The sequence below is a fragment of the Hyphomonas sp. CACIAM 19H1 genome (assembly GCF_003325995.1).
GTDB lineage: Bacteria > Pseudomonadota > Alphaproteobacteria > Caulobacterales > Hyphomonadaceae > Hyphomonas > Hyphomonas polymorpha.
The window spans coordinates 1,987,239-2,006,841 of record NZ_CP016437.1; the positions used below are offsets into that span (position 1 = coordinate 1,987,239).

Annotated in this window: 17 protein-coding genes; 5 read left to right on the forward strand and 12 right to left on the reverse strand. The window is 64.0% G+C overall.

Annotated elements, in window-relative coordinates; all coding sequences use genetic code 11:
• Positions 1-48: 48 nt before the first annotated feature.
• The 3 genes from rpmF to BBF93_RS09330 form a co-directional block, all read right to left on the reverse strand.
• Entirely contained in the window at positions 49-234 is a 186-nt protein-coding gene (gene rpmF / locus BBF93_RS09320) for a 50S ribosomal protein L32 (protein ID WP_035595912.1), read from the reverse strand.
• 401 nt (positions 235-635) lie between these two features.
• A complete protein-coding gene (locus tag BBF93_RS09325; RefSeq protein WP_035595911.1) occupies positions 636-1,373 on the reverse strand; it encodes a histidine phosphatase family protein in 738 nt (245 codons plus the stop codon).
• A complete protein-coding gene (locus BBF93_RS09330) occupies positions 1,373-2,470 on the reverse strand; it encodes a CaiB/BaiF CoA-transferase family protein (protein ID WP_035595909.1) in 1,098 nt (365 codons plus the stop codon). The genes BBF93_RS09325 and BBF93_RS09330 overlap by 1 nt, the downstream gene beginning before the upstream one ends.
• Before the next feature lie 141 nt (positions 2,471-2,611).
• Here BBF93_RS09330 and BBF93_RS09335 point away from each other — a divergent pair, with 141 nt between their 5' ends.
• Positions 2,612-3,877: a hypothetical protein gene (locus BBF93_RS09335; RefSeq protein ID WP_114105723.1), complete on the forward strand. Its 1,266-nt coding sequence runs from the start codon at positions 2,612-2,614 to the stop codon at positions 3,875-3,877.
• Positions 3,878-3,889: 12 nt separating this feature from the next.
• Here the strand turns inward: BBF93_RS09335 and mfd are convergent, their stop codons facing one another.
• Both mfd and BBF93_RS09345 read right to left on the reverse strand, forming a co-directional pair.
• Entirely contained in the window at positions 3,890-7,450 is a 3,561-nt protein-coding gene (mfd, locus tag BBF93_RS09340) for a transcription-repair coupling factor (RefSeq protein ID WP_233349330.1), read from the reverse strand.
• Between the two features lie 33 nt (positions 7,451-7,483).
• On the reverse strand, positions 7,484-7,747 hold the full coding sequence (locus BBF93_RS09345) for a succinate dehydrogenase assembly factor 2 (RefSeq protein WP_035595905.1): 264 nt from the start codon (positions 7,745-7,747) through the stop codon (positions 7,484-7,486).
• Positions 7,748-7,963: 216 nt separating this feature from the next.
• Here BBF93_RS09345 and recG point away from each other — a divergent pair, with 216 nt between their 5' ends.
• Positions 7,964-10,042 (forward strand): ATP-dependent DNA helicase RecG, encoded by a 2,079-nt coding sequence (recG, locus tag BBF93_RS09350; protein WP_114105724.1) that lies wholly within the window; start codon positions 7,964-7,966, stop codon positions 10,040-10,042.
• Between the two features lie 5 nt (positions 10,043-10,047).
• On the opposite strand, the gene BBF93_RS09355 is transcribed toward recG, so the two are convergent.
• On the reverse strand, positions 10,048-10,737 hold the full coding sequence (locus tag BBF93_RS09355) for a DUF502 domain-containing protein (RefSeq protein ID WP_114105725.1): 690 nt from the start codon (positions 10,735-10,737) through the stop codon (positions 10,048-10,050).
• Positions 10,738-10,815: 78 nt separating this feature from the next.
• Here BBF93_RS09355 and BBF93_RS09360 point away from each other — a divergent pair, with 78 nt between their 5' ends.
• The 3 genes from BBF93_RS09360 to BBF93_RS09370 are packed head-to-tail and all read left to right on the forward strand — an operon-like array spanning position 10,816 to position 12,933.
• Positions 10,816-11,826, forward strand: coding sequence for a phosphotransferase family protein (locus tag BBF93_RS09360; RefSeq protein WP_114107040.1), 1,011 nt, complete (start codon positions 10,816-10,818; stop codon positions 11,824-11,826).
• Positions 11,819-12,190 carry a DUF6285 domain-containing protein gene (locus BBF93_RS09365; RefSeq protein ID WP_114105726.1) on the forward strand — a complete coding sequence of 124 codons (372 nt, stop codon included), beginning with the start codon at positions 11,819-11,821 and terminating at the stop codon, positions 12,188-12,190. The genes BBF93_RS09360 and BBF93_RS09365 overlap by 8 nt, the downstream gene beginning before the upstream one ends.
• Positions 12,191-12,204: 14 nt before the next feature.
• Entirely contained in the window at positions 12,205-12,933 is a 729-nt protein-coding gene (locus BBF93_RS09370) for a hypothetical protein (protein ID WP_114105727.1), read from the forward strand.
• 10 nt (positions 12,934-12,943) lie between these two features.
• On the opposite strand, the gene maiA is transcribed toward BBF93_RS09370, so the two are convergent.
• Genes maiA through BBF93_RS09400 form a run of 6 tightly spaced genes read right to left on the reverse strand, consistent with a single transcriptional unit; the run spans position 12,944 to position 19,514 of the window.
• Positions 12,944-13,594, reverse strand: coding sequence for a maleylacetoacetate isomerase (gene maiA, locus BBF93_RS09375; protein ID WP_035595896.1), 651 nt, complete (start codon positions 13,592-13,594; stop codon positions 12,944-12,946).
• Positions 13,591-14,913, reverse strand: coding sequence for an N-succinylarginine dihydrolase (locus BBF93_RS09380; protein ID WP_114105728.1), 1,323 nt, complete (start codon positions 14,911-14,913; stop codon positions 13,591-13,593). Before BBF93_RS09380 ends, maiA begins: the two co-directional genes overlap by 4 nt.
• The gene (locus BBF93_RS09385) at positions 14,910-15,743 is read right to left on the reverse strand and encodes a class I SAM-dependent methyltransferase (RefSeq protein WP_114105729.1); all 834 of its coding nucleotides are present in this window, start codon (positions 15,741-15,743) and stop codon (positions 14,910-14,912) included. The genes BBF93_RS09380 and BBF93_RS09385 overlap by 4 nt, the downstream gene beginning before the upstream one ends.
• A gap of 14 nt (positions 15,744-15,757) precedes the next feature.
• Positions 15,758-17,212 (reverse strand): succinylglutamate-semialdehyde dehydrogenase, encoded by a 1,455-nt coding sequence (astD, locus tag BBF93_RS09390; protein WP_114105730.1) that lies wholly within the window; start codon positions 17,210-17,212, stop codon positions 15,758-15,760.
• Positions 17,212-18,252: an arginine N-succinyltransferase gene (locus tag BBF93_RS09395; RefSeq protein ID WP_114105731.1), complete on the reverse strand. Its 1,041-nt coding sequence runs from the start codon at positions 18,250-18,252 to the stop codon at positions 17,212-17,214. Before BBF93_RS09395 ends, astD begins: the two co-directional genes overlap by 1 nt.
• Before the next feature lie 2 nt (positions 18,253-18,254).
• Positions 18,255-19,514 carry a hydrolase gene (locus BBF93_RS09400; RefSeq protein WP_114105732.1) on the reverse strand — a complete coding sequence of 420 codons (1,260 nt, stop codon included), beginning with the start codon at positions 19,512-19,514 and terminating at the stop codon, positions 18,255-18,257.
• Positions 19,515-19,603: the final 89 nt, after the last annotated feature.

Here is a 19,603-nt window from a genome sequence, read left to right on the forward strand (position 1 = left end):
GCGCCGGAACCCTTAGGCTGGTGCGCTTATCAGCGCAACCGGGGCGAACTAGATTTCGTCGCTCGGCTCGAGGATCTGTTTGCCGCGATACATGCCGGTTTTCAGGTCGATGTGGTGCGGACGGCGAAGTTCACCCGAGTTCGCGTCTTCGATGTAGGTGTTCATCGCCAGACGGTCATGCGAGCGGCGCATGCGGGTGCGCGATTTCGATTTCTTACTCTTGGGGACTGCCATGGCACTGCTTCCGGAATCTGGTGGGTCCGCGCCCAATTGGGACGGCGGGAAAGCGCGCCTGTTAACGCAGGCAAATGAGGATGGCAAGCACGAAACGGCATCAATTTCAGCGCCCGCTGGCTTATCCCCCGCAAATACAAAATGGCCGGCCAATAAGGCCGGCCAAGGTATGCAAGAAGGACGTCAGCCCTTTGCCCTGGCAATCTGCCGGATTGGCTCTGCGCTGACAGCTTCAGTTAATAAGGGATTGAGTCTGAATATTGGCGCAGCGGTGTTGTTATTTGGGGTTCACATTGGCGATCACTCGCCTGTGAGGGGCAAATGCAGCCGGTTGCCGGAGAATGGCCTGCAACCACCGGAACGGCCCGCGCAGCCATATCCCTCCGGCGCGCCCCCCGGCATCAGTCTTCCTCGGGGCGCGTGAAGATCGCCTCGAGACTGCGCAAATTCATTCCGTTTTTCAGGTAGTTGGCCGGCGTCAGGTTTACAGCCTTGATGACGCCGCGCTCCACTTCGATCCCCTGCCCGCTCTCGGCCGGCACCAGGTCGAAATCGAGAATGTTGATACAGCCGGTATCCTGCTCAAAACCGGCACTGGCGCCCAGCGGCGCGCCGATCACATCCGCCAGCAGCATCCGGTTCACGACTTCGTGTGCCACCACCAGCGCCGTCGCCCAGCCCGGCCGCAGCAGAAGCGCCGCCAGCCCCTCTCGGATGCGAATCAGTGCGTCGGCGAATCGCTCCCCGCCCGGCAGGAAGGCCGCCTCCGGCTCGCCCGCCTGCTCAAAGGTAAAGGTCATCACCGCGGCCAGATGCTCGGCTGAATGAAAATCCATGTAGCTGCCCGAGCGCAGCTCGCCGAAACGGGGGTCTTCCTCCAGCGGCGGCGCATTGGGATGCTCGGCCAGCACGAACTCCGCCGTCTGCCGCGTCCGCGCCAGGCCGGAGCAGAGGGCGAGGTCGAAATGCACTTCCGAGAGGGCAATCCCGGCGGCGCGCGCTTCCTCAATGCCGCGCTCGGTCAGCGTGGCCACCTTGGGGTCGCGCGCGGCGCGCACGGCAGCAGACGTGTAGTCCACAAAGCCGTGCCGCATCAGATAGATGCGCCGCCGCCCGGTGGTGCCGGGCAGCGCGCTCATCAACGCGAAACGCCCCAGTCTTTCAGGATCGCTTCCGTATGCTCACCCAGGCCCGGCGGGCGGCCCTGGATGGCCCCCGGCGTTTCGGAGAAGCGCGGCGCCGGCGCGGGCTGAACCACGCCTTCGATCTCGACGAAGGTACCGCGATCGACATTGTGCTTGTAGCTCGGCGCATCCGCCATCGAGAGCACGGGCGCGTAGCAGATGTCGGTGCCTTCCATGATGGCGTTCCACTCGGCCTGGGTCTTGGTCTTGATGACGGCCATGACCTTCTGCTTCAGCTCGGGCCATTTGGACTTGTCCATCTGGGCATCGAATGCCGGGTCTGTCAGGCCCGCCTTCTCGCGCAGGATCGCGTAGAATTGCGGCTCGATGGAGCCGATGGACACCCATTTGCCGTCCTTGGTTTCGTAGGTGTCGTAGAAGTGCGCCCCGCCATCGAGCATGTTGGCTTCGCGGTCGTCGGTCCACACGCCCATGGCGCGCATGCCCCAGAACATCGCCGTCAGCGACGCGGCGCCGTCAGACATCGCCACATCGATCACCTGGCCCTTGCCGCCATTCTTGACGTTGATGATCGCCGCCAGCACGCCCATCGCGAGATACAGCGCGCCGCCACCATAATCGCCGACAAGGTTGAGCGGCGGGCGCGGACGGCCATCGCCATCGCCCATCGCATGCAGAGCGCCGGTGATGGCGATATAGTTGAGGTCATGGCCGGCCGAATGGGAGAGCGCGCCGGTCTGGCCCCAGCCGGTCATGCGGCCGTAAACGAGCTTCGGATTGCGCGCGAGCGCCACATCCGGGCCCAGCCCGTTGCGCTCCATCACGCCGGGACGGAATCCCTCGATCAGGGCGTCAGCCTGCGCGATCAGCTTCAGGGCAACTTCCACGTCTGCCGGGTCTTTCAGATTCAGCCCGATCGAGCGGCGGCCACGGCCCACCACATCTTCGGCGCGGCCCGGCTTGCCATTGCCCGGACGGTCGATGCGGATCACATCCGCGCCCATATCCGACAGCAGCATACCGCAAAACGGCCCAGGCCCGATGCCGGCAAATTCCACAATTCTGACGCCCGCGAGCGGTCCCTGAGCCATGAGAGGTCTCCCTGATGTCCTGTTTGTAATGGTCGAGTTAGCGGAACTTTAAGGGGGCTCGGCGCAAAAGGAAGGGGTGCCGCAGCGTCGCTCGCGGCTATTGTGTACGAGTTTTCAGCAAGTATTCAGGCGCGTATCCGCATGCTGGATTTTTCCTTCTACGACCCGCCGATCGAGGTCGCTGCCAGCAGCCCCCGTCTGGAGATGATCGTGTCGCGCCTGAAGTCCGCTGGCCTGCGTCCCTATACGGCCCCTGCCGATGTAGATTTCTCTGCGGCCGACCCGCTGCTGGTGGACATGGAAAGCGCTGCGCCGGAAACGCTGGAACGGCTGCGCCGCGCCGGAATGATCGGCGGCGTCCCGCGCCAGATCGTGCTGCTGAACACGTCCGGCCAGAGTACCCCCCGGATTGAGGGCGCCCTGCACCTGCGGCTCGACAAGGATCTCTCCACCTTGCGCAGCCGCCTCGCCGCGCTGGCTCGCCGCGCCAGTCGCCTGCGGGAAGCCGCCATCCGCCGGGCCACCGCCGAAGGGCTGGGGGCAAAGCTGCCACCGGCAGATGTCAATGCAGTGCCCGCGCTGCTCTATCTCGGCGATGGATCGCCTTTCTTCCTGTCGCTGCAGGGCGCCCTGCGTCATCGCGGCGTGGAGATCACCGCCGCCCTTTCCCGCCCCACCGCGCGCCAGCACATGACCAGCAAGCGCTTCGCCGCCGCGCTGATCGATCTCAGCATGGCGCATGAAGAAGCCAGTGGCATGGGCCGATGGATTTCCGAGGAAGACGGCCTTGCGGGCCTGCCACTGATCGTCATCAGCCGTCCGCAGGCGGAGTTTACCGAGCGTGAGCTTGCCCTGCTGAGCCACGCGACCGACATCATCGATCCGGCCACGGATGATGACGCTATCGTCACCGCAGTCGAGGCCCAATGCCACCGCCTGCACGCGAGCGCGCCGATGATGCCCCTGCCGGGCCTTTCTGCCCTGACGGTCACCGATCTTGCCACCGGCCTCTTCACGCGCGGTTTCTTCGATGCCCACCTGCCCCGCCAGATGCAGATTGCACACGAGCAGGCCGAGGCGCTTTCGGTTCTCACCATCCGCCTGGACGCCGAGGCGGCAAAATCCATTCCCGCGCAGAAAGCTGCCGGCGAAGTGATCGCCAGTCAGATCCGGGACACGGACTGCGCCGCCTTGGCAGAGCCTGGCGTATTCGTCATTTCGCTGCCCGCGACCCCCTATCGCGGCGGCGTGCGCCTTGCCGAACGCATCGGCGAAGCCATGGACCGTTCCGGAAACCCGGCAAATCTCAGCTGGCGCGTCACCGAACGGCGCAGCTACCACACGCCGCAAACGCTGATCTCAACGGCCCTGATCGGCCCTTTCGTGCGCACACGGATCGCTGCGTAAGCAGCTCGCCGCTCAGTCTTCGCTGAGCAGGCCGCTTTTCATCGGCTTCTTCCATTTGTCTTCCGGCGCGGCTGCCTGGCGTGAGGGCATGGCGGCCACGGCATCGGTCGAAGCGGGCGAGACAATGCCGCAGGCCGCTTCCAGTTCGCGCAGGAAGGCCTTGGCGCCGGAAAGCCGCCGCTCCGGCGTGCCGCCGAGGCCGGAATGTACCAGCTTGGAATCCGGGCGCAATTTCATCTGCGCGGGCCGTGTGCGGACAATCTGCATCAGCTTTTGCGGGTCCATCACGGTGTCCGGCCGGAAGGCGAACACCGCCCCCTTCTCCCCGGCATCCAGCTTGGAAATGCCGAGCGCCTTGCAGGAAACCTTGATCGCGGTGACGTCCAGCAACTGCCGCGTCTCATTCGGCAGCGGGCCAAACCGGTCAATCAGCTCCGCCGCAAAGGCTTCGCGGTCCTGCGCCGTCACGATGTCCGACAGGCGCCGGTAGAGCGACAGACGCACATTGAGATCATCCACATAATCTTCCGGGATCAGCACCGCGACGCCCAGATTGATCTGCGGTGACCAGTCGTCGGCCACATCCGCCTCATCCGTCGCCCCGGCGCGCAGCGCCTTGACCGCATCTTCCAGCATCGACTGGTAAAGCTCGACGCCCACCTCTTTCACCTGGCCCGACTGCTGATCGCCGAGCAGGTTACCTGCCCCGCGCATGTCAAGATCATGGCTCGCCAGCTGGAAGCCCGCACCAAGAGAATCGAGCGACTGCAGCACTTTGAGGCGCTTCTCCGCGCTCTCGGTGATCACCTTGTCCTTGGGCGTCGTAAAATACGCATACGCACGGAGTTTGGACCGGCCGACCCGCCCGCGCAGCTGATACAGCTGGGCAAGGCCAAACATGTCGGCGCGGTGGATGAGCAGCGTGTTCGCGCGCGGAATGTCCAGCCCGCTTTCCACAATCGTGGTCGACAGCAGCACATCATATTTGCCCTCATAGAAGGCAGTCATGATGTCTTCCAGTTCGCCCGCCGCCATCTGGCCATGCGCCACGATGAAGGACACCTCCGGCACATGCGTGCGCAGGAAATTTTCCAGCTTGTCGAGATCGGTGATGCGCGGCGCCACATAGAATGCCTGCCCGCCGCGATACTTCTCGCGCAGCAGTGCCTCGCGCAGCGTGACGGTATCTTCCTCGGTGATGTAGGTACGCACCGACAGCCGGTCCACGGGGGGCGTCGCGATGATCGAGAGATCGCGAATGCCGGTCAGCGCCATTTGCAGCGTACGCGGAATAGGCGTCGCCGAAAGCGTCAGAACGTGTACGTCCGATTTCAGCTCCTTCAGGCGTTCCTTGTGCTTCACGCCGAACCGCTGTTCCTCGTCCACGATCATCAGGCCGAGACGCTTGAACTTCATCTCCTTGGCAAGCACGGCATGGGTGCCGACCACCACATCCACGGTCCCTTCGGCAAGGCCATCGCGCGTCTCCGCCGCTTCCCGCGCGCTGACAAAGCGCGACAGCGGGCGCACATTCAGCGGCCAGCCGGCAAAGCGTTCCTGGAAGGTCTTGAAATGCTGCCGCGCGAGCAGCGTGGTCGGGGCAATCACGGCCACCTGTTTGCCATTCATCGCCGCCACGAACGCGGCGCGCAGCGCAACTTCCGTCTTGCCGAAACCTACATCGCCGCAGACCAGCCGGTCCATCGGCTTGCCGGAGGAGAGGTCTGCCAGCACATCCTCGATGGCCGAAAGCTGGTCGTCGGTTTCCTCATAGGGGAAGCGCGCGGCAAACTCCTCATAGAGCCCCTGCCCGCCCTGCACGGCATCGGCGCGCTTCAGTTCCCGGGCCGCTGCGATCTGCATGAGCTCGGCGGCCATTTCCAGAATGCGCTTCTTGGCCTTGGCCTTGCGCGTCTGCCAGCCAGCCCCGCCCAGCTTGTCGAGGTGGCCCTCGGCATCTTCAGAGCCATACCGGCTGATAAGGTCGATATTCTCTACCGGGATGAAAATCATGTCGCCGCCGGAATATTCCAGCTGCAGACAGTCATGCGGCGCGCCGGTCACTTCCAGCGTCTTCAGGCCCACATATTTGCCCACGCCATGATCGACATGAACCACCAGATCGCCCGGCGTCAGAGAGGTGGCGTCCGTAATGAAGCTCGCCGACTTCCGCTTGCGGCGCGGAGCAGCCAGGCGGTCCCCCAGCACGTCGGCCTCCGAAATCATCGCCAGATCCGGAAGGTTGAACCCCTCCTCGATGGGCACCTCAGCCACCGTGAAGTCGGTCTTCTTCGCCGCTTCCAGCGTATGCACCTGCGCCAGCCCCGTCAGCCCGTGATCGGTCAGCACATTGATCAGGCGGTCGGCAGAGCCGGTGGACCAGGCCGCAAACACAACGGGTTTGCCGCTGGCATAAAGCGCGCGCGCATGGGCGATCACGGTCTCGAAGATGTTTTCGTCCGTCCTCAGACGTTCAGGTGCAAAGTCGCGCCCCCGGCGCCCACCCATGTCAAACGTGTTGGGCGAAGGCTCTGCCGGCGAGAAACGCACAACGGCATGCGTTGCCAGCAAGTTGTCGAGTTCTTCAACGTCGAGATAAAGCCGCCCCGGCGGCAGAACGCGCGCCTTGCGGATGTCGCCGCCGCCCGCTTCCAGGCGCGCGGCGTAATAGTCGGCGGCCTGCGCCAGGCGCTCATGCGCCGCCTCGCTGGAAAGATAGCCCAGCGCGAAAAGGGCGCCCTCACCGACATAGTCAAACAGCGTATCAAGCCGCGGATGGAACAGCGCCAGCCAGGATTCCACGCCCTGCCGGCGGATCGAGGCGCGCGCGGCTTCATACATCTGATCGCCCGAAGGCGGCCCGAATGTTTCCAGAAACCGGTCGCGGAAGGCGGCCAGCACATTGTCATTGAACAGGATCTCGCTGACCGGCGCAAAGGTCACCGCCTCGGCCTTGCCGGTGGAGCGCTGGGTCTCGGTGTCGAAGGTGCGGATCGTTTCCAGTACATCGCCGAAAAAATCCAGCCGGAAGGGCTCTCCGGCAGTCGGCGGAAAGATATCGATAATCCCTCCGCGCACGGCATATTCACCTTGTTCGCGCACCGTGCCGGCGCGGATATAGCCATTGAAGGCCAGGTATTCGGTCAGGTCATTCGCCTTCACCGTCTCGCCCGCGCGGATCGAGAGGGAGGCCTTTCTCAGCGTCTCCACCGGCGCGGCCCGCTGCACCAGCGAGCCGGCCGTGGTGATCACCAGCAGAGGCCCCTGCGCCTTCTCATAGCGCGAGATGCGAGCGAGCCCCGCGCAGCGCCGCGCGGCCACCGCCGGCGTCGGGCTGATCCGGTCATACGGCAACACGTCCCAGCCCGGCAGGTCCACCTGCTCCAGCCGCGGCGCCGCAAACAGCGCCATCCGCCGCGCCGCCTGGGCGAGGCGGTCATCCCGCGCCACATAGACGCCGATCCCGCCGCGCTTCTGCAGCGCCTCGCAGAATGTGATCAGGTCCGCGCCAAATGGCGCGCCAGCAAAAGCGGAAGGGCCGCTCGAGGATGAAAGGACATCAGCGGGGGTCATGGGCATCTCGTTCTGGGTGGCCGCCTGAAGGGGTCAACCACCTCTGGGGGCGTAGCGGAAGCCGATCAGCTGGTCCAGCACCGGACCCTTGTGTTTCTCAGGCACCGGCTCCTGCCCCACCAGCCAGGCAAAGATCTCCCAATCGGGCACGTCCAGCAGGCGCTCGAACTCATCGAGCCCCTCCTCGTTCATCGCGCCGAGCGCTTCGTCGGCAAAGCTGCCCATCAGAAGGTCCAGCTCCCGGAAGCCCCGTCTCCAGGCGCGGAATTTCAGCTTGCTGCGGCGGGTATCGTCCATGAAGCCTCTGGTCCTTCTGCAAGCCGGGCGAAACTCCAACGCCGTTGGAGTTTTGCTGGAGTTTTTGGCCCGCCCGTTGGAGGACGGTTGGAGTTTTTTTCGCGCCCTTATCCACGGGACAGGCGCGCGGCTATCCACCTAGTTTCGCTGCCCCCGAAAGGCAATTGAAGCGCGGCAGATTGTTCGCTGGCCCGGCGCCGCGTAAGCTCTCCGGCGATGCGAGACGAGCGACTCTTTCCGCTGTTTGCCGGTCTTGAGACGCTTAACGGCGTCGGGCCCAAACTGACGCCCCTGCTGCAGAAGCTGGTGGGCGGCACGACCGTATGGGACCTCCTGCTCCACTTGCCCGACCGCTGGCTGGACCGGCGCGTGCGGGAGAGCTTTGCTGACACGGTGGCCGGCGAAATTGCCACCGTCCAGGGCGAGGTCCACGCTTACCACCAGCCCTTCAACGACCGCTCCCCGCACCGCGTCCAACTCGTTGATTCCAGTGGCTTTCTGACCCTCGCCTTCTTCCGCGCAGACCCGCGCTGGATGAAATCGCAATTCCCGGTGGGCGCCATGCGGATCGTTTCCGGCAAGGTCGAGGAGTATCGCGGCGAGCGCCAGATCACCCATCCGGACTTCGTAATCGACCCCGCCAAGGGCGAGGCCCCGCCTATCGTCGAGCCGATCTATCCGCTCACCGCCGGCCTCACCAATCGCCGCGTCCACACGCTCATCCTGCAGGCGCTGCAACACGTTCCGGCAGACCTGCCGGAATGGGCAGACAAGCATCTGGTGGCACAGAAAGGCTGGCCGGCCTTCCACGATGCCCTCGTCTGGCTGCATGATCCGCCCGCCTATGACGAAGACCGCTTCGCGCTGGCGCGGGAGCGGCTGGCCTATGACGAAGCCCTGGCGCGCGAGTCTGCTTTCGCCCTGGCCCAGGCCGCCCGCCGCCTGCGGCCTGCCCCGATCATCAAGGCGCCGCCCAGCGCAGTGAACCGCCTGATCGACGCGCTGCCCTATCGGCCCACGGGCGCCCAGATGCGCGCAGCCGCTGACATCAGCTCAGACATGACGCGCGGCTATCCGATGCGCCGCCTGCTGCAGGGCGATGTGGGCTCGGGCAAGACGCTGGTGGCCGCTTTTGCCGCCGTGGAGGCCGCCGCCGCAGGCTTCCAATCAGTCTTCATGGCGCCGACCGAAGTGCTCGCCTGCCAGCAGTTCGACACGCTCGATACCCTGCTTTCGCCCCTCGGCTACACGGTCGCCGCCCTCTCGGGCCGGGACCGCGGCGCCGCGCGGGAAGCGACTCTGATGGGCCTGGCTGACGGCTCCATCCAGATCGCGGCAGGTACCCACGCCCTCTTTCAGGAAGCGGTCAGCTTCCGCAATCTCGGCCTGATCATCGTCGATGAGCAGCACCGCTTCGGCGTGTCGGACCGGATGAAACTCGCCGGCAAGGCCGACAGCCCGCATATGCTGGTGATGAGCGCCACCCCCATTCCGCGCACGCTGGCGCAGGCTGTCCATGGGGACCTGGATGTGTCGATCCTCGACGAGAAGCCACCGGGGCGCAAACCTGTGGAAACCCGCGCGGTGCCGGATACGCGCCTGGAAGACGTGATAGAAGCCATTGGCCGCGCCCTGAAGCGCGGCGAGCGTGCCTTCTGGGTCTGCCCGCGTGTGGATGTGGACGACGATGATTCCTCTGCCGTGGCGCGCCATGCGGCGCTGGAAGATGAGCTGAACGTCAAGGCGGGCCTCGTCCATGGCCGCATGAAACCCGCCGAAAAGGATGCCGCGCTGGAAGATTTCCGCACCGGCAAAACCCGCATCCTTGTGGCCACGACCGTGATCGAGGTGGGCGTGGATGTTCCCGAGGCGACGATCATGGTGATCGAGCGTGCCGAAGGCTTCGGCCTTGCTCAGCTGCACCAGCTGCGCGGACGTGTCGGCCGCGGCGACAAGCCCGCCTTCTGCATCCTGCTCTATCGCCCGCCGCTGGGCGAGACCGCGCGCGAGCGGCTGGACACCCTGCGGCGCACCGAAGACGGCTTTGAAATTGCCGAGGCCGATTTCCGCCTGCGCGGCGCCGGTGACGTTCTCGGCGTGCGTCAGGCCGGCGCTACCGACTATCGTGTGATCGACCTCGCCAAACACGGGGCCTTGCTGGAGATTGCCCGCAAGGATGCCGAAGCGGTTCTGGCGGGCGATCCGGACCGGAAAGGCCAACGCTGGCAGGCGTTGCGGATCGCGCGGGAACTGCTGACCCCGAAACTGGCACAAGGGCCGGAAAGCGGCTCCTGACCTCTCTATTTCGCTGGCGTGGGCGACGGCCAGTCGGGCAAGACCAGACCATTCGAGATGATAGCCTTGGCCCCTTCTTCGAGGGTCATGTCCAGCCGGATGACCTTCGATTCCGGAAGATAGATCAGGAACCCGCCCGTCGGGTTGGGCGTGGTGGGTACGAACACGCCGATATAATCGGAGCCCAGCTTCGCCTCCAGTTCCCCCCGGACCTTGCCGGCGACAAAGCCAATGCACCAGGCGCCTTCCTTGGGGTATTCGATCATCACGACTTCGCGGAACTGGCCGCTGGCATTCGTCTGGAAGACATCCCGGATCTGCTTGAACACCGAATAGATGGACCGCACGAAGGGCACGCGCGCCATCACCCTGTCGGTCGTATCGACCACATATTTGCCGAGGAAGTTTGTGGCGATTGCGCCCAGAAGCGTCAGGAAGACCAGCAGGATGATCAGGCCGAACCCTGGTACGGCATAATCAAGATAGGTTTCAGGCCGCAGACCCGCCGGCAGGATCGGGACCACCCAGCTGTCGATCAGCTTGATGAAGAAATCGAGGATGGCAAAGGTCGCCACCATCGGCAGGGCGATCAGCATTCCCGCCACGAAACGCGCCCGCAGCCAGGCGAGCGGGCCTGGCTTGGGCGGCACGTTCACCACAACGATACCGTAGTCGGGCTTTTCGTTCTCTGACATCTTCTGACCCTGTGACGCTGCGGCCTTCCTCTGGGTTACCGCTTGGCGCGCCCCTTCTTCCGCGTAATTGTGGCGAAGATGGGAACCGCGAACGACATAGAAAAGGGCCTGAGTGATTGGGCCAGCGAGCATTATGGCGCAGCCGCTGCGATTGCCGGCCTGCGCCGGCTATCGGGAGGCGCCAGCCAGGAAACCTGGGCCTTTGAAGTGGAGGCCGGCGAGAAAAGCGAGCCGCTGATTCTGCGCCGCGCGCCCGGTGGCACGGCTGCAGCCCGCAGCTCCGAGGCCATCACGCTGGCGATCGAAACGGCGCTGCTGGAAGCAACGGATAAGGCAGGCGTGCGGGTGCCTGGCGTGCGGCATGTATCGCCGCCCGGCTCTGCGCTCGGCGAAGCCTTCGTGATGAAGCGGGTGGCCGGCGAAACGCTTGGCCGGAAGATCCTGCGGGACGCAGAGTTTGAAACAGCCCGCGCGCGGCTGACCCAGCAATGCGGTGAAGCGCTGGCACGTATCCATTCGGTGCCGCTGAGCGGCGTTCCCAAATTGCCCACCAGCCTCGGGCGAAACCAGATCGACAAGTACGAAGCCGTCTACCGCGAATTCAACCTGCCCCGTCCGGTCTTCGAACTCGCCTTCGCCTGGCTGAAGGATAATGAGCCCGAACCGGCTGATCCGGTTCTGGTGCACGGGGATTTCCGCCTGGGGAATCTCATCGTGGATGAAAACGGCCTCGCCGCCGTGCTCGACTGGGAACTCGCCCATATCGGCGATCCGCGCGAAGACATCGCCTGGCTCTGCGTCAATTCCTGGCGCTTTGGCCAGACGGAAAACCGCGTCGGCGGCTTTGGCCAGCTCGATGAGTTGCTGGATGCCTATGCTGCCGCCGGCGGCGCCCGCTATCGCCCCGCCGATATCGACTGGTGGGAAATCATGGGCAGCCTCAAATGGGGCGTCATGTGCATGACCATGTACGGCGCCTTCAAGACCGGCGCGGACCCCAGCGTCGAGCGCGCTGCCATTGGCCGCCGCGTGTCTGAAAACGAAATCGATCTCATCAACCTGTTTGAGGGACTTGGACGCCATGCATGACGCCCCCTCCGCCAAGGAACTGATCGAGGCGGTCAAGTCCTTCCTGGACAAGACCGCCATGGTCCAACTGCAGGGACACGCTGCCTTCCATGCCCGCGTCGCCTCCAACGCGCTCGCCACAGTGCTGCGCGAAATGGAGCTGCGGCCGGGCGCAGAGGCCCGCGAGCGGGATCGCCTGCAGGCGCTTTTGATGTCGGATGAGACAGATGTCGGCGCGCTGAACCGCAAGCTCTGTGAGGAAATCCGGACCAAGCGGGTTGACCTAAGCACCCCGGGCCTGTTGACCCACCTAAAATCGACCACAATTGATCAATTGTCTGTCGATCAGCCGGGCTATTCGGGACTTCGTACCGCAGCCCGCTAACATGCGAGGTTGAGATGAATAAGTTTGTTCTGATCGGTGGTGGCGCGCTCTTGCTGGCCGCAGGCGGCGTGGCCGCGTGGATGCTGATGTCTGCCCCGGAGCCGGAACCGGTTCATCTCGATCCCTACGATTATTCACAGGCCGAGAGCTGGGACGTGAAACCCGCCGAGCAGCCGCCCGCCGTCTGGGACAGTGGCTGGGCCATCGATGTGATACAGCTGGCAACAGATACCCGCCGCGACGCCGAAGACATCGCCGCTGCGCTGGACGCCATCGGCCCGGTCTATGCGCCCAAGCTGCGCGCACCGAACTTCGCCGAGGACGCAGCCGCGGCGCTGCAGGAATATCTGGAAGTGAACAATAACGGCCGCGCCTTTGTCATTGCCAGCAACCAGCCCCTGCCTGCCAGTACGGTACCGGTCATCAATGCCGATCCGATGGTGCGCGCGCGCTTTGGCGGCTTGCTGCTGCTGGATGGCCAGGAAACCGCGTTTGCACCCGGCGTGAACCCCGCCAGCGTCTGCTCGGACCGGTTTGGCGCGGGCGAAGTCTGCGCCGCTCCGGTCGAAATCAAGCGGACGGATGGCGAATGGGTCATCGCTGGCGAGGGCCCGGCCGGCGGCGCCGTGATCGACGGCTTTGCCGACTGGCTGGACGGAAGCGCGCCAAAACTGGCCGAGCCGCTGGGCGATCTGGAGGAGGTGGAAATCATCGACATCCGCCGCCCCGGTCAGACAGACTAGGCTGGCCCGGCTAGCTCGCCTTGGCTGCAGGCTGGTTTTCCGGCGCGGCCAGCACGAAAGGCTCCAGTCCCCGGCACGCCGCATCAACTGCCAGAAGACGCGGGAATGCGGCCAGGTCCACCTTGAACCGGCGGGCATTGGCCATCTGCGGGATGAGGGCGATTTCGGCAATGCCGGGCGCCTCGCCAAACAGGAAGTCCCTGCCCGCTGAGGCCTGCGCCATCTCCTCCAGCGCCCTGAACCCTCGGACGATCCATTCGGCATACCAGCGCGAAATGGCGGCCTCATCGGCCCCGAATTCCTTGCGCAGATAGGCAAGCGGGCTGAGATTGTTGAGCGGGTGGATATCGCAGGCGATGACATCAGCAAATGCCCGCGCCTGCAGCCGCGTCCACGGATCTTCCGGCAGCAGGGCCGGACCTTCCAGCGCCTCGTCAATCCACTCGATGATCGCCATGGACTGCCCTGCGACCCGGCCATCTACCTCGATGGAAGGCACCCGCATCTGCGGATTCAGGCTGCGGTATTCATCCGTAAGCTGTTCATCCACGCCGCCCAGAATGTTGATCGGCACAAGGTCGTAGGGCGCGCCCTTCAAATTGAGCGCAATGCGCACCCGGTAGGCGGCCGAGGAGCGCCAGTAATCATAAAGACGGATCATGCGATATCTTCCAGCTCAAGTACGCTCAGCAATTCCTCGCGGGCAATGCGGCATTCATCCGCGAATGCCGGATCAGCAAGATCAGCCGGGGACAGACGATCCCGATAGGTTTTCCGAATGACGTCCTGCAGATCGTCAATCAGTCCCTCATCGAGCAGCACGCCCGAATGGCATTCGGAGAGCTCGTCCTGCGTCATCACCACACGCAGGCGCAGGCAGGCCGGGCCGCCCCCGTTGCGCATCGACTGGCGCACATCCACGAACTCAACTCTGCCGATCGGGCCGTTGCCTGCCACCATCTGTTCACAGAAACGGCGGGTAGATTGCGTTTCCTGCGCTTCAATGGGTGCCACGAGCACCAGTCTGTCTTCGTCGGGGAACTGGAGCAGCTGGGAATTGAAGAGGTAAGACCGGATCGCGTCTTCCAGCGGCACTTCGGCTTCGGGCACCATGACGGGCTTCAACTCGAACAGGCCATCGCCTGCCCGGCGCAGCGCTTCCAGCGTGCCACGGGTATCCTCGAACGCCGCCTCATGGAAGAACAGCGTATCCAGCGCGCCGACGCAGACCACATCATTGTGAAATGCCCCCGCCTCAATCGCGCGTTTGGCCTGCCGGGCAAACACAGTCCGCCCTTCCCTCAGGCCATGCGACCGCGCGATGGACTGCGCCGCAAGCAGTGTCTGGCGGGCCGGAAAGCCGGAAACCATCTCGCCCGCTTCCCGGCCATACACAAACAGTTCCACCCCCGCGCCGCCATGCTCTGCACACAAACGAACGTGATTTGCCGCGCCCTCGTCGGAGAAATCCGAATGGGACGGCAGGGCGCCATGAACGGCAAACCTGTGATCCCCGGAAAAGATCGAGATCAGCGTCGTCGTCGTATCGGGATGCTCAAGGCTGCGATGGAGCATGGTGGAAAGATTTGCGGGCGTGAAATGCAGCAAGCCATCTGCGGTGTCTGCCGAAGGCGATACTGTGGCGGCATTCGCCGTCCACATACTGCTCGCCGAATAGGCTGCTTTCAGGAGCCGCGGCGCGATCTTTCCGGCCGCCTCAATGATGTCAGCATCAGAACCGGAGAAACCGGCCGATACGAGCAGATCAAAATTCGGACGCGGCAAAGGCGGCAACACCCCCTGCACGAGCCCCGCCCGCACAAGAAAGCGCATCTTTTCCAAACCCTGGATCGCGGCCTCGCGCGGGTTTGAAACATCCCCCGCATTGCGCGAACTTGCCAGGTTTCCGTCTGACAGGCCGCCATAGTTATGGCTCGGCCCGATCAGCCCATCAAAGTTGACTTCAACCGCGAGCGTCATGCCTCAGCCTCTACAATCCAGGCTGCCGCCTTGAGCCGTGTACGGCCATCCTCTCCGGCAAGCTCCTTGAGCCGGGCGACAACAGCGCCTTTCACAACGTCCGGGTCGATCCCCTGCTCGGTAATGGCGCGCGACAGCGGCCCCATGTCCAGCATGAATTCCGCGGTATCCTCTGCTGAAGCGCCGGGCAGAACCAGATCACCGTCCCAGGGGGTAATCGAAATGTTGGACCAGCCGCTTTCCGTCAGTATACGGGTAACATAATCCGCTGCCCCAAACGCGAATGGGCCGGGGGTGCCCGGCTGAGGCGGCGCGGGCGGTGTATTCAGAAGGTGCATCGCGGCCTGCAGGGGCGCCAGGGCCCAGGTGTTTTCCGCAAGCGGCCGCCAACATGCAAACCGCAGGCGGCCTTTGGGTTTTACACCGGCGCGGATATTGGCAAACGCGGCCACCGGATCGGCAAAGAACATCACCCCGAACCGCGAGATGACCAGATCGACAGGCTGCGCCGGCCGCCACACTGCGGCATCTGCCACCACAAACTCGATCCCCGCGCCCACAGCGGCCGACCTCTGCTTGGCCAGCTCGATCAGCGGGGCGGACACGTCGACGCCGGTAACCGATACGTTCACGGCGCTGGCCGCCACATTCAACGAAAGCGCCCCCGCGCCGCAGCCGATATCGATGACGGCCTGCCCCGGCCCCGGCAGAACCGGCGAAATGATCACATCGACAAAGGGCGACAGCATCACATCCATTCTGTCTGCGTCGCGCACCCATTTGCGGCCTGCCGGGCCATTCCAGTACTCAATCTGCGAGGTGTTATCCATTTTCTTGTCTCCTCTCAGTCCGGGAAGCCCGGCGCGGTCATCCGCGCGGCCTTCGGGGCAAGTTGGCTCGCCTGCGGCCAGGCGCAGTAATCGGCAGCATAATACGCCCCCGGACGGAAATTCCCCGATAGCCCTGGCCCACCAAACGGCATGGCGCCGCTGGCCCCTGCAGTCGGCCGGTTTCTGTTGAGCACGCCCGCGCGCATCTCACTATAGGCCCGCGCCCACAACGCATCATCATCGCTGACAAGGCCGCCGGAGAGACCATATTTGGTGGCATTCGCGCGCAGAATGGCGTCATCGAAATTCGCCGCGCGGCTTACCTGGATCAACGGCCCGAAAAGCTCCTCATCCGGAATATCCTGAGCCTCAGTTACATCTACTATTCCCGGCGAAACAAAGCCCGTTCCCTGCGCGCCCGTTTCCAGCGGCAAGATAGCCCTGGCGCCCTTCGACAGGAGCATCTGGTAAAACTCGGCCGCCTGCGCAGCAGCCCGGTCAGAGACCAGCGGACCCATGAATATTCCGGGCTCATTCCAGGCGCCGGCGCGAACGCCCCTGGCCCGCGCGGCGACAGCGTCAATTACGGCATCCCCGAACGCGCCTTCCGGCAGGATCAGGCGGCGCGCGCAGGAGCAGCGTTGGCCGGTTGTGAGGTAGGCGGATTGAGCAGCGATATCAGCCGCTGCGTCCACATCCGCAGGATCCCAGACAATCAAAGGATTATTGCCGCCCATTTCCAGCGCCAGAATGACATCCGGCCGGCCCGCAAAATGCCGATGGAAGAACACGCCCGTGGCTGCAGACCCGGTGAACAGCAGCCCGTTGAGCGGCTGATCAATCAGCGCTGCGCCGGTGTCACGTCCTCCGTGGACGATGTTTATGCATCCTTCGGGAAGCCCGGCAGCGGCAAAGGCGTCTGCCATGATCTCGGCTACGGAAGGGGCCAGTTCAGACGGCTTGAAGACGCAGGTATTGCCCGCCAGCAATGCCGGCACGATATGCCCATTCGGCAGGTGGCCGGGGAAGTTGAAGGGTCCGAACACGGCCATCACGCCATGCGGGCGATGCGTCAGGCGGGATTGGCCAAAGGCTGCTGGCTCATCCCGCTCTCCGGCGCGCTCTTTCAGAGCCGCCACGGAAACCCCGATCTTGGCCTTCATCGTGGCCGCTTCTGCCTGGGAATCCCAGAGCGCCTTGCCCATGTCGCGGCTGATCGCTTCGGCGATGCTTGCGGCGCGTTTGCCGATCTCTTCGGCGTATCGCTCCATGACGGCGATGCGCTCGTCCACCGGCGTCCTGGCCCAACCGGGAAAAGCCGCCCGCGCAGAGGCGACAGCGGCGGCCACTTCGGCGGCGTCCGCCGAGCGCCCTTCCCAACTGACGTCGCCAGTCGCGGGGCAATGCTTGGTGAAGGCAGCGCCATTTCCGGGGCGCCACTTGCCATCAATATATACGCCTTTTTTCATTACTTGCTCCGTACCCAGAAGCGTGCCGGCATGCCGGGCTTCAGGTGCAATGCTTCCAGAATATCTGCAGGCACAACCAGATTGCCTTCGCCCCGGCGCAGGAATTTTCCGAGGGAAACGCGGAAATCGGGAAGCCTGTTGCTGGAAAGCAGCCCCTGACGCGCATCCGGATCGCCGTCAACGTCGCCAGCTTCCACCGTAACGACATGGCTTTCCTGAATTGTGCGGATGTGACGCCTTTGCGCCGCGACCAAGGGGCCGCCATCGAAGATGTCCACCGTCCGGTCAAACTCGAAGCCTTCCCACTGCAGCAGCTTGTAAGCCCCGACACCTTCCGAATGACACCGCCCGATCACCTCCCGGGCCTCCGGCGGCAGCAGGTCAACATACACCGGATAGCGCGGCATCAGGTCGACAATGAACTGATTATCCGTGATCGCGGAAAGCCTGTCTGCCTCGGCGAAATCCATCCGGAAAAAGTGCCGCCCGAGACACTCCCAGAAGGGCGACTCCCCGGTATCATCAACAACGCCGCGCAGCTCTGCCAGCACCTTGTCGCTGAAACGATCCGGGGCTGCGGCCATCAGAAGATAGCGCGACTGAGCCGCCAGGCGCCCGGCGCCGCCCCCCCGATGATCCGGCTTGAGGAATAATGTGCCAACTTCCGTGTAGCCGACATATTCGTTCGTCAGGACCAGTGCGTCCATGTCGAAGCGAAGGTTGCCGGCAGCGTGGCTCGCCTGCGCCAGCGTGATGATACGGTAGTTGAAGAAGGGCTGGTCGATACCCGTGCCAGCCTTGACCGCAGAACATCCGACGACCTTCCCGGTCGGCACATGCTCCATCATCATCAGATACTTTCCATACTGAAGATTTTTCTGGCGGCTGTGAAATGCCCGGTCGGATTTCTCGAGCCGCCCCATCAGGATCGGTTCATCCACCGGCAGGCTGGTAAATCCGGGTCCGGACAATTCAGCCAGCTCCATCAAGGCGTCGAGATCATCAAGCCTTGAGGGTCGCATTACATATTGAATGCTCATATTCAGCGCCCCATCAATTCCTTGATGCGCTTTCCATCCATCCGCCCATCGGCCAGCCGGTTCAGGATAAGCGCCGAGAGTGTCGCGCGCTCGGCAAAGCTGTCGACGATCACGAACTCTTCATCGGAATGGATCCGGCCCCCGCGCACACCCAGCGTATCGACGTTCGGAACGCCTGCCGCAAAGATGTTGTTTCCTTCGCAAACGCCGCCGGTATCGACAAATTCGAGTTCAAGACCGATCGCCTGGCCGGTGGCATGGATGGCATCGAACAGAGCCTGCTGCGCCGCGTTGCGGGGCTTGGGAGGGCGATAGAAACCGCCGTGCAGGTGACCGTGAATGCCATCGCGCGCAGAGGCGCGCGCAAACAGGCACTCCACTTCCCGGGTGGCCCAGGCTGAGGCCTCGGCATCGGGCGCGCGCGCGCCGAAACGAACAACGGCCAGATCCGGCACGATATTGACGGGGCTGCCGCCCTCGATGGCGCCGACATTGAAGGTTACCCCGTCGCGCTGACCATTCAGCGCTTCCAGGCCGAGAACAAGCTCCGCCGCCGCTTCAATGGCACTGCGCCCCTCTTCCTTCGCCCGGCCAGCGTGCGCCGCTCGCCCATGCAGGACAATGTCAAATACGGCAGAGCCCTTGCGGCCGCCGGACATGGCGCCCGTTTCCATGGCAGGCTCATACGTCATGCCGATATGCGCGCCAGAACGGGCAGCCTCCGTCAGCGCCGCCGATGAGGCAAAGTTTCCGATTTCCTCATCCGGCGTGATCACGATCTGATAGCCGAGACGATCCTTGAACGGACCACTTTCAAAGGTCTTGAGCGCTTCGAGCATGAGGCTCAGGCCGCCCTTCATGTCTGCCATGCCGGGGCCATTGATCTGGCCATCACCCAGGTCTCGAATGGTTTCGAACGTGCCCGGCGGGAAAACCGTATCATAATGGCCGGACAGAACGACCTGTATCGGGGCGGCAGGCCGGGAGCTGACCTTGATAATCGGCCCGGTATGCATCTGCACCACCCGGCCATCCGCGCCGACATTGTCAAAGCCGGGCCCCTCCACAAGACGCACATCGGCCTCGAGCGCCGAGAAGGCATCTGCAAGCATGGGCGCCAGCGTTTTCAGGCCGGGGATATTGTAACTGCCGGTATTGACGGAGGACCAGGCGCGGGTCCGGGCAATCATGTCGGGGGCGGCTGCAGCGAGGCGCTCGCGCGCGGCCTCGTCTTCGCGGGAAAGGGAGCTGAGTTGGGTCATGGCCCCTTGGTTTCACAGGTGAAGGCACGCGGCAAGCCTCTGCCCTTCCCCCGGGAAAACAAAAAAACGGCCCAGCTTTCGCCGGGCCG

Bases quoted from the DNA above. Each gene is read 5' to 3' on its own strand.
- rpmF (WP_035595912.1), bottom strand. From the start codon at position 234: ATGGCAGTCCCCAAGAGTAAGAAATCGAAATCGCGCACCCGCATGCGC.
- BBF93_RS09325 (WP_035595911.1), bottom strand. From the start codon at position 1,373: ATGAGCGCGCTGCCCGGCACCACCGGGCGGCGGCGCATCTATCTGATG.
- BBF93_RS09330 (WP_035595909.1), bottom strand. From the start codon at position 2,470: ATGGCTCAGGGACCGCTCGCGGGCGTCAGAATTGTGGAATTTGCCGGC.
- BBF93_RS09335 (WP_114105723.1), top strand. From the start codon at position 2,612: ATGCTGGATTTTTCCTTCTACGACCCGCCGATCGAGGTCGCTGCCAGC.
- mfd (WP_233349330.1), bottom strand. From the start codon at position 7,450: ATGACCCCCGCTGATGTCCTTTCATCCTCGAGCGGCCCTTCCGCTTTT.
- BBF93_RS09345 (WP_035595905.1), bottom strand. From the start codon at position 7,747: ATGGACGATACCCGCCGCAGCAAGCTGAAATTCCGCGCCTGGAGACGG.
- recG (WP_114105724.1), top strand. From the start codon at position 7,964: ATGCGAGACGAGCGACTCTTTCCGCTGTTTGCCGGTCTTGAGACGCTT.
- BBF93_RS09355 (WP_114105725.1), bottom strand. From the start codon at position 10,737: ATGTCAGAGAACGAAAAGCCCGACTACGGTATCGTTGTGGTGAACGTG.
- BBF93_RS09360 (WP_114107040.1), top strand. From the start codon at position 10,816: ATGGGAACCGCGAACGACATAGAAAAGGGCCTGAGTGATTGGGCCAGC.
- BBF93_RS09365 (WP_114105726.1), top strand. From the start codon at position 11,819: ATGCATGACGCCCCCTCCGCCAAGGAACTGATCGAGGCGGTCAAGTCC.
- BBF93_RS09370 (WP_114105727.1), top strand. From the start codon at position 12,205: ATGAATAAGTTTGTTCTGATCGGTGGTGGCGCGCTCTTGCTGGCCGCA.
- maiA (WP_035595896.1), bottom strand. From the start codon at position 13,594: ATGATCCGTCTTTATGATTACTGGCGCTCCTCGGCCGCCTACCGGGTG.
- BBF93_RS09380 (WP_114105728.1), bottom strand. From the start codon at position 14,913: ATGACGCTCGCGGTTGAAGTCAACTTTGATGGGCTGATCGGGCCGAGC.
- BBF93_RS09385 (WP_114105729.1), bottom strand. From the start codon at position 15,743: ATGGATAACACCTCGCAGATTGAGTACTGGAATGGCCCGGCAGGCCGC.
- astD (WP_114105730.1), bottom strand. From the start codon at position 17,212: ATGAAAAAAGGCGTATATATTGATGGCAAGTGGCGCCCCGGAAATGGC.
- BBF93_RS09395 (WP_114105731.1), bottom strand. From the start codon at position 18,252: ATGAGCATTCAATATGTAATGCGACCCTCAAGGCTTGATGATCTCGAC.
- BBF93_RS09400 (WP_114105732.1), bottom strand. From the start codon at position 19,514: ATGACCCAACTCAGCTCCCTTTCCCGCGAAGACGAGGCCGCGCGCGAG.